Raw genomic sequence first — 7257 nt, 5'->3', positions numbered from 1 at the left:
CGCATGGGGGAGGGACGGCACGAGCGCCCCGCCTTGACCCCCTCCCCCGTCCGTCATAAAGAACTCTCGTTCGTTTCAGCGGATGGCGGGCTCTTCCGCCGGTGCCCGGTCCGGCGCTAGAAGACAGGCAAGAGACCACACGCGCGAGCGGGCCGGCGGGCCCGGGAGGATTTCTCGATGACCGATCGTCTGCCTGGCTTCAACACGCGGGCCATCCATGCCGGCGCCGCGCCCGACCCGACCACGGGGGCGCGCGCCACGCCGATCTACCAGACCGCCTCGTTCGTGTTCGACGATGCCGAGCACGCCGCCTCGCTGTTCGGGCTCCAGGCCTTCGGCAACATCTACTCGCGCATCACCAACCCCACCAACGCGGTGCTGGAGGAGCGCGTCGCGGCCCTGGAGGGCGGCACCGCCGCGGTGGCGGTGGCCTCGGGCCACGCCGCCGAGTTCCTGGTGATGCACGCCCTGATGCAGCCCGGCGACGAGTTCATCGCGGCCGACCGCCTCTACGGCGGCTCGATCAACCAGTTCAACCATTCCTACAAGAACTTCGGCTGGAACGTGGTCTGGGCGCAGACCGACGACCCCGCCTCCTTCGAGCGCGCGATCACGCCGCGCACCAAGGCGATCTTCTGCGAGTCGATCGCCAATCCGGGCGGGATCATCACGGACATCGCGGCGCTCTCGGAGATCGCCAGGCGCCACAACATCCCGCTCATCGTCGACAACACGATGGCGAGCCCCTACCTGATCCGCCCCTTCGAGCACGGCGCCGACATCGTCGTGCACTCGGCGACGAAGTTCCTCGGCGGCCACGGCAATTCCATCGGCGGCCTCGTGGTCGACGGCGGCACCTTCCCGTGGGCGGGCGACGCGCGCTACCCGATGCTGTCGGCGCCGCGGCCGGAATATGCCGGGATGGTGCTGGGCGAGACCTTCGGCAACTTCGCCTTCGCCATCGCGGTGCGGGTTCTGGGCCTGCGCGACCTCGGGCCGGCGCTCTCGCCCTTCAACGCCTTCCTGCTGCTCTCGGGCATCGAGACCCTGCCCCTGCGCATGCAGCGCCACTGCGACAACGCGCTGGCCGTGGCGAGCTTCCTGCAGAGCCACCCGGCGGTGGCCTGGGTCAGCTATCCGGGGCTGGAGACGGACAGGTACCACCAGCTCGCCCGGCGCTACACGCCGCACGGCGCCGGCGCGGTGTTCACCCTCGGCCTGAAGGGCGGCTACGAGGCGGGGGTCGAGCTCGTCTCGAACCTGACCCTGTTCTCGCATCTGGCCAATATCGGCGACACCCGCTCGCTGATCATCCACCCGGCCTCCACCACCCACCGCCAGCTCACCGACCCGCAGCGGGTCGCCGCCGGGGCCGGCCCGGAGGTGGTGCGGCTCTCGGTCGGCCTGGAGGATCCACAGGATTTGATCGCCGACCTCGACGCGGCCCTGAGCGCCTGAGGGGAGCCGTGTTAACCTTCCCTTTACCAAGTTGGGCCGAGGCTGGGGCCGCGATCACCGGAGGTGGCGATGTCGGCCTGGGCATTCGTGGAACAGATCAACGACGGACTGGCGTTCCTGGCCATCCTGGCGGCCCTCGTCGTCCTCGCGGTGGCCTTCGCCCCGGAGATGCCGGCGCGGCGCCTGCCGGCCCCGGCGAAACGGATGCGCGACACCGGCCGTTATTGACGACACCGCCGGCTGGGCCTAGGCCCCCGTCTCACCCCTGTCGCGAGATCGTCCGGCCGCCGATGCAGCAAGACCCGCCAGACCTCCCCGTCGTGCTCCTCGTCGAAGATGACGGCCTGCTCCTGATGGAAGCCGCCGACACCCTCGCGGAGGCCGGGTTCGAGGTGCTGGAGGCCAGCCACGCCGACAACGCCCTCTCGGTGCTGGAGAGCCGCGGCGACGTCGGCGTGCTGATGACCGACGTCGACATGCCGCGCGGCTCCATGGACGGCTTCGCCCTGGCCCGCCTGGTGGCGCATCGCTGGCCCGCGATCCCGGTGCTCGTCGTCTCCGGCATGGGCACCCCCGGCCCGCACGACATGCCCGACGGGGCGCGCTTCATCCCGAAGCCCTACGAGCCCTCGACCCTGGTCCGGACCCTGCGCGCCTTCGCCCGCCGCGCCGCCTGACCGCTCCCCCGACCTTCACAGACGGGAGGCCCCGATGGCCACCGAGACCCAGACCCATCGCTTCGCGACCCAGGCGATCCATGCCGGCGCCGCGCCCGACCCGGCCACCGGCGCCCGGGCCCAGCCGATCTACTTCACCAACGGCTTCGTCTTCGAGGACACCCAGCAGGCGGCGGACATCTTCGCCATGCGCCGCACCGGGTTCTCCTACTCGCGCGGCTCGAACCCGACCGTGGCCGCCCTGGAGCGCCGCGTCGCCGCGCTGGAAGGCGCCAAGGCCGCCGTGGCGGTGGCCTCGGGCCAGTCGGCCGTGCTCATGGTGCTGATGACCCTGATGAGGAGCGGCGAGGCCTACGTCGCCTCCTCGCGCCTCTTCGGCGGCTCGCTCGGCCTGATGAACCGCCTCGACGGGCGCTACGACCTCAAGCCCCAGTTCACCAAGGGCCTGACCCCGGCCGATTTCGAGGCCGAGATCACCCCGGAGACCCGGGCGATCGTCTGCGAATCCATCGTCAATCCCTGCGCCACCGTGATGGATCTCGCCGGCATCGCCGAGGTGGCGCGCCGGCACGGCCTGCCGCTCGTCGTCGACAACACCCTCGCGTCGCCGGCCCTGATCCGGCCGATCGAGCACGGCGCCGACATCGTCATCCACTCGACCTCGAAGTTCCTCGGTGGCTCGGGCCAGACCATCGGCGGCGTGATCTGCGACGCGGGCAAGTTCGACTGGGCCGCGATCCCCGGCCGCTACAACCTGATGAGCGAGCCCTGGGCCGATTACGACGGCCTCGTGCTCACCGAGCGCTTCCCGGACTTCGCCTTCGCCTCGGCCTGCCGCGTCTTCGGCATGCGCGAGCTCGGCCCCGGCCTGTCGCCCATGAACGCCTTCCTGACGCTGACCGGCATCGAGACCCTGCCGCTGCGGATGGAGCGGCACTGTTCGAACGCCAAGGCCGTGGCGGCCTTCCTGAAGGACCATCCGGCCGTGGCCTGGGTGAGCTATCCGGCGCTGCCCGGCCAGGAGGGCGAGGCGATGGCCGCGCGCTACGTGCCGCAGGGGCCGGGCTCGATCTTCACCGTCGCGCTGAAGGGCGGCGAGGCGGCGGCGGTCAGGTTCATCATGAGCCTGAAGCTGATCTCGCACCTCGTGAACATCGGCGAGATCAAGTCCCTGGCGATCCACCCGGCCACCACGACCCACCGCCAGCTCGACCCCGCCGACAAGGCCGCCGCCAAGGTCGGCCCCGAGACGGTGCGCCTCTCGATCGGCCTGGAGAGCGTCGAGGACCTCATCGCCGACGTCGAGCAGGCCCTGGCCCAGCTGGGCTGACCCGGCCCCGGTCGCGGCGTCGCCGGGACCGGAACCCGCGCCGGGTCAGCGCCCGCTTTCCTGGGACACCTCCATCACCAGGCGGGTCGCGAGGTAGAGCCGCGGCGTGATGCTGGCGAGCACGGCGAACTCGTCGGCGCTGTGATAGTGGCCGCCGACGATGCCGAGGGACTCGAGCAGGGCGGGCTTCGCCGGGCTGTCGGGCTGGAAGGCGTAGCCCGCATCGGTGCCGCCGCCGATCTCGGCCAAGGCGAGCGGGGCGCCCAGCTCGCCATAGATCGCTCGGGCCCGTTCGCCGAGCGCCTGCGTCGCCGGGTTCTGCGGCAGCGGCGGCCGGCCCCGGGCGAGATCGAAGCTGACCTGCGTGTCGGGCACGCGATGGCTTTCGACGATCCGGCGGCCTTGCGTCAGCACCCTTTCGTACTCGCCGGGCACGAAGTAGCGCATGTCGCCCTCCGCCCGGGCCGCCTCCGGGATGATGTTCGGCTTGGTCCCGCCCTGGACCACGGTCCAGTGCAGGCTGGTCCCCTTGCCGGGGTCTCCGAGGTCCTGCAGCTGCAGGATCTGGTGGGCGAGTTCCACCACGGCGTTGCGCCCGGCCTCCGGGGCGCCGCCGGCATGGGAGGCGCGGCCCTTCACGGTCAGGCTCGCGTAGTTGATCCCCTTGGTGGCCACCGTGACGGCATCGACGCCGGCATCCGCGAAGGACGGCTCGAAGGACAGCACCACGTCCTGCTCGCGGGCGACCCGGGCGATCTCGTCGCGCGACCCCCGCGAGCCGCGCTCCTCGTCGGGATTGAACACCACCGTGAGGGTGCCGTAGCGGTCGAAGTGCAGGGTCTCGAGAGCCGCCATCAGGTGCACGATCATCGCGATCCCGCCCTTGGCATCGGCGACGCCGGGGCCGTAGGCGCGGCCGTCGCGCTCGGTATAGGGGCGCTTGGCGGCGTCGCCGCTCCCGAAGACGGTGTCGTAATGGACCAGCAGCATGATCTTGCGCGTGCCCGCGCCGGATCGCGTGCCGATCAGGGTGTTGCCGCCGAAGGCGGCGGCGGCCCGGCTCTCCACCGTGAGCCCCGCCGCCTCCAGGCGCGATCTCAGGATCGCCTCGACCTTGGCGAGACCGGGGACGTCGCCGGTGCCGGTATCGACGTCCACCAGACCCTTCAGGGTCTCGCGATAGGGGCCGTCCTGGGCCTTGACCGCCGCGAGCACGGCCTCGTCCGGCGCGGCCCACGCGGCGACGGGCGACAGGATGACGAGCAGCGCGAGGGCGAGGGCAGCTTTCGGGCGCATGGCGATCCTGATCGGCGAAGGGCGAGGCCGGGCTCGCCTTCTCGGAGCATGGGGCAGCCATGCTCCGAAAACGCCGGGGCATCAACTCGGCGGGGAGCGCCGCGCCTTCGAGGCCCGGTCGCCTCAGGCGATGCGCAGGATCGGGCTTTTAGCCAGGGTCTCCGCGTGGTTGCCCAGGAACCAGGGCACGCGGCCTTCCGGCATCGGCTTGCCGTAGAGGTATCCCTGCACGTGGGTGCAGCCGTTCTCGCGCAGGAAGGAGGCCTGCTCCGGGGTCTCGACCCCCTCGGCGGTGACGTCGAGGCCCAGGCTGCGGCCGAGCTGGAGCACCGCCGTGACGATGGCGGCGTCGTTGGCGTCGCGCTCCAGGTCGCGGATGAAGCTGCGGTCGACCTTGATCTCGTGCACCGGGAATTGCTTCAGGTGGGTGAGCGAGGCGTAGCCGGTGCCGAAATCGTCCAGCGCCACCTGGATGCCGCTGCCGTGCAGTTCGGCCAGCACGTCGCTGACCCGGTCGACGTGGCTGCCGAGGAGGACGGTCTCGGTCACCTCGACCCCGATCCGGCTGCGCGCAAGTCCGGCGGTGTCGACGTCGTTCAGGAAGGTGCGGGCGAGGTCGCCCTGCGCGAACTGCACCGAGGAGAGGTTGAGGAAGACGCGGCCGGGATCGAGTCCGAGGCTGGTCCAGTGCAGGATGTCGGCGATGATCCGGCCGCGGAGGGCATCGCCCACCGCGACGCCGATCTCGGGATCGTCGAACACCGCCGAGAAGGCACCGGGCATCAGCAGCCCCCGGGTCGGGTGCTGCCACCGCGCCAGGGCCTCGAAGCCGATCACCGCCCCGGAGGCCAGGTTGATCTTCGGCTGGTAGTGGGGCACGAGCCCGCCGCCCGCGTCGAGGGCGGCGCGCATCTCGCGCGTCACCGTCACCCGGTCCTCGATGCTGGCGCGCAGGGCCGGGACGAACAGGGTCGCGCGGTTCCGCCCCGAGGCCTTGGCGGCGTAGAGGGCGAGGTCGGCATTGGTGAACAGGTCGGCCGAATTTCCGGCATGATCGGGATAGAGGGCGAGGCCGAGGCTGGCCCGGGGCGCCACGACGCGCCCGCTGATCGACATCGGCGGGTGCAGGGCGTCGAGGATGTCCGTCGCGAGGCCGTGGATGCTCGACCGGCCGGAGGCGTCGCCTCCGGTGGAGAGCACGACGAACTCGTCGCCGCCGAGGCGGGCGACGAGGTCGTCGGGGCCGATGACGCCGCACAGGCGACGGGCGACCTCTTTCAGGAGCGCGTCGCCGGAATCGTGCCCGAGGGTGTCGTTGACCTCCTTGAACGCGTCGAGGTCGAGCAGGATCAGCCCGACCGGGGCGGATTCCGCCTCGGCCCGCACCAGGGCGGCATCGAGGGTCGCCTGGAACAGGGCCCGGTTGGGCAAGCCGGTGAGCACGTCGTGATGGGCGGCCGTGCGGATCTGCGCCTCGGCGGCCTTCCGGCTGGTGATGTCGACGAGGCTGGACACGTGGCAGGGCGTCCCGTCGATCTGAACGCGTTCGATCGACAGGAGGACGTCCCGGCGCTCGCCCGTGAGCGTGACGATGCTCGTCTCCCGGTCCCGGACGACGGCCTGGCGGTCGAGCACGGCCTGCATCTCGCGGCGATCGGCGGAGGCGATGAAGGTCCGGTTGGCGTAGTTCGACAGGGCGTCCCCGGGGGCGAGCCCGAAGAACGCGATGCCGGCATCGTTGGTGCTGATGATCTGCCCGTTGGCCGCCAGCGAGACGACGATCGGAACCGGTACGGCCCGGAACATCGTCTCGAACAGCGCGCGGCTCTCCGCGAGCGCCCCGTTCGTCCGGCGCCGGGCCTCGGTCGCCGACCATTCGAGGCGCCGCAGCCGGTTCGACCACGTCACGAACAGCAGGATCGTCAGGTTCGCGAGGACGACCTCGAGAGTCAGGCCGATCACCGACACCGGCAGGGCCCGCGGCACCAGGTAGCCCGCCAGGAGCACGATCGCCGAGAAGCTGCCGGCCGCCACCGTCCAGGCGAAGCGCAGCGGAAGCACCAGCATGAAGGCGGCCGGGATCGTCAGGGTGGCCGCCAGGGCGACGTCCGACTGCGAGGCGCACAGGACGGAGGCCGCCACGCTGAGCACGGCCTGCCAGGTGACGAGCAGCCATTGCAGGCCGGAGAAGTGCCGGATGCGCGGCAGGACGAGGAGGCTCGCCAGCGTCGCCGCGACGATGCCGAGGCGTGCGGCCAGCATCGGGCCGAAGGCGTCATGGGCGCCGGTCAGGGTGCCGTCGCCGGCCAGCAGCAGCACCTCGATGGCGATGCAGACGAGGAAGATCAGCTGCGTGTGGCGCAGGGTCTCCGGCAGCCGCTCCGCCCGGAACGCCGCTTCGCGGGATCGGCAGGCGAACTCGCCCCCGAAGGTCGTGAGACGTTCGTTCTGCATGGTGGTGTATTGTGCCATGCAAATATAGCGCGTGGGTTAAGA

The 7257-nt window shown here is 71.1% G+C and carries 6 protein-coding genes; 4 read left to right on the top strand and 2 right to left on the bottom strand.

Going from position 1 to position 7257, the window contains the following annotated elements; all coding sequences use genetic code 11:
- Positions 1–177: 177 nt before the first annotated feature.
- The 4 genes from AC0IWM_RS15545 (at position 178) to AC0IWM_RS15530 (ending at position 3465) form a co-directional block, all read left to right on the top strand.
- Entirely contained in the window at positions 178–1458 is a 1281-nt protein-coding gene (locus tag AC0IWM_RS15545) for an O-acetylhomoserine aminocarboxypropyltransferase (RefSeq protein WP_471756438.1), read from the top strand.
- Between the two features lie 69 nt (positions 1459–1527).
- A complete protein-coding gene (locus AC0IWM_RS15540) occupies positions 1528–1686 on the top strand; it encodes a hypothetical protein (protein ID WP_156653002.1) in 159 nt (52 codons plus the stop codon).
- A gap of 62 nt (positions 1687–1748) precedes the next feature.
- Positions 1749–2135 carry a response regulator gene (locus AC0IWM_RS15535; RefSeq protein ID WP_471756436.1) on the top strand — a complete coding sequence of 129 codons (387 nt, stop codon included), beginning with the start codon at positions 1749–1751 and terminating at the stop codon, positions 2133–2135.
- A gap of 34 nt (positions 2136–2169) precedes the next feature.
- Positions 2170–3465, top strand: a complete 1296-nt coding sequence (locus AC0IWM_RS15530; RefSeq protein ID WP_471756434.1) for an O-acetylhomoserine aminocarboxypropyltransferase/cysteine synthase family protein — start codon at positions 2170–2172, stop codon at positions 3463–3465.
- Between the two features lie 45 nt (positions 3466–3510).
- On the opposite strand, the gene AC0IWM_RS15525 is transcribed toward AC0IWM_RS15530, so the two are convergent.
- Together AC0IWM_RS15525 and AC0IWM_RS15520 are read right to left on the bottom strand one after the other, a co-directional pair.
- Positions 3511–4761, bottom strand: a complete 1251-nt coding sequence (locus tag AC0IWM_RS15525) for a glutamate carboxypeptidase (RefSeq protein ID WP_471756432.1) — start codon at positions 4759–4761, stop codon at positions 3511–3513.
- Positions 4762–4884: 123 nt separating this feature from the next.
- Positions 4885–7215 carry a putative bifunctional diguanylate cyclase/phosphodiesterase gene (locus AC0IWM_RS15520; RefSeq protein ID WP_471756430.1) on the bottom strand — a complete coding sequence of 777 codons (2331 nt, stop codon included), beginning with the start codon at positions 7213–7215 and terminating at the stop codon, positions 4885–4887.
- Between the last annotated feature and the right edge of the window lie 42 nt (positions 7216–7257).

Source organism: Methylobacterium sp. AC433 (assembly GCF_979253015.1).
This window is presented reverse-complemented; position numbering and strand designations above follow the sequence as displayed.

Coding starts and splice junctions, on each gene's coding strand:
- AC0IWM_RS15540 (WP_156653002.1), top strand. CDS start 1,528: ATGTCGGCCTGGGCATTCGTGGAACAGATCAACGACGGACTGGCGTTC.
- AC0IWM_RS15520 (WP_471756430.1), bottom strand. CDS start 7,215: ATGCAGAACGAACGTCTCACGACCTTCGGGGGCGAGTTCGCCTGCCGA.
- AC0IWM_RS15530 (WP_471756434.1), top strand. CDS start 2,170: ATGGCCACCGAGACCCAGACCCATCGCTTCGCGACCCAGGCGATCCAT.
- AC0IWM_RS15525 (WP_471756432.1), bottom strand. CDS start 4,761: ATGCGCCCGAAAGCTGCCCTCGCCCTCGCGCTGCTCGTCATCCTGTCG.
- AC0IWM_RS15545 (WP_471756438.1), top strand. CDS start 178: ATGACCGATCGTCTGCCTGGCTTCAACACGCGGGCCATCCATGCCGGC.
- AC0IWM_RS15535 (WP_471756436.1), top strand. CDS start 1,749: ATGCAGCAAGACCCGCCAGACCTCCCCGTCGTGCTCCTCGTCGAAGAT.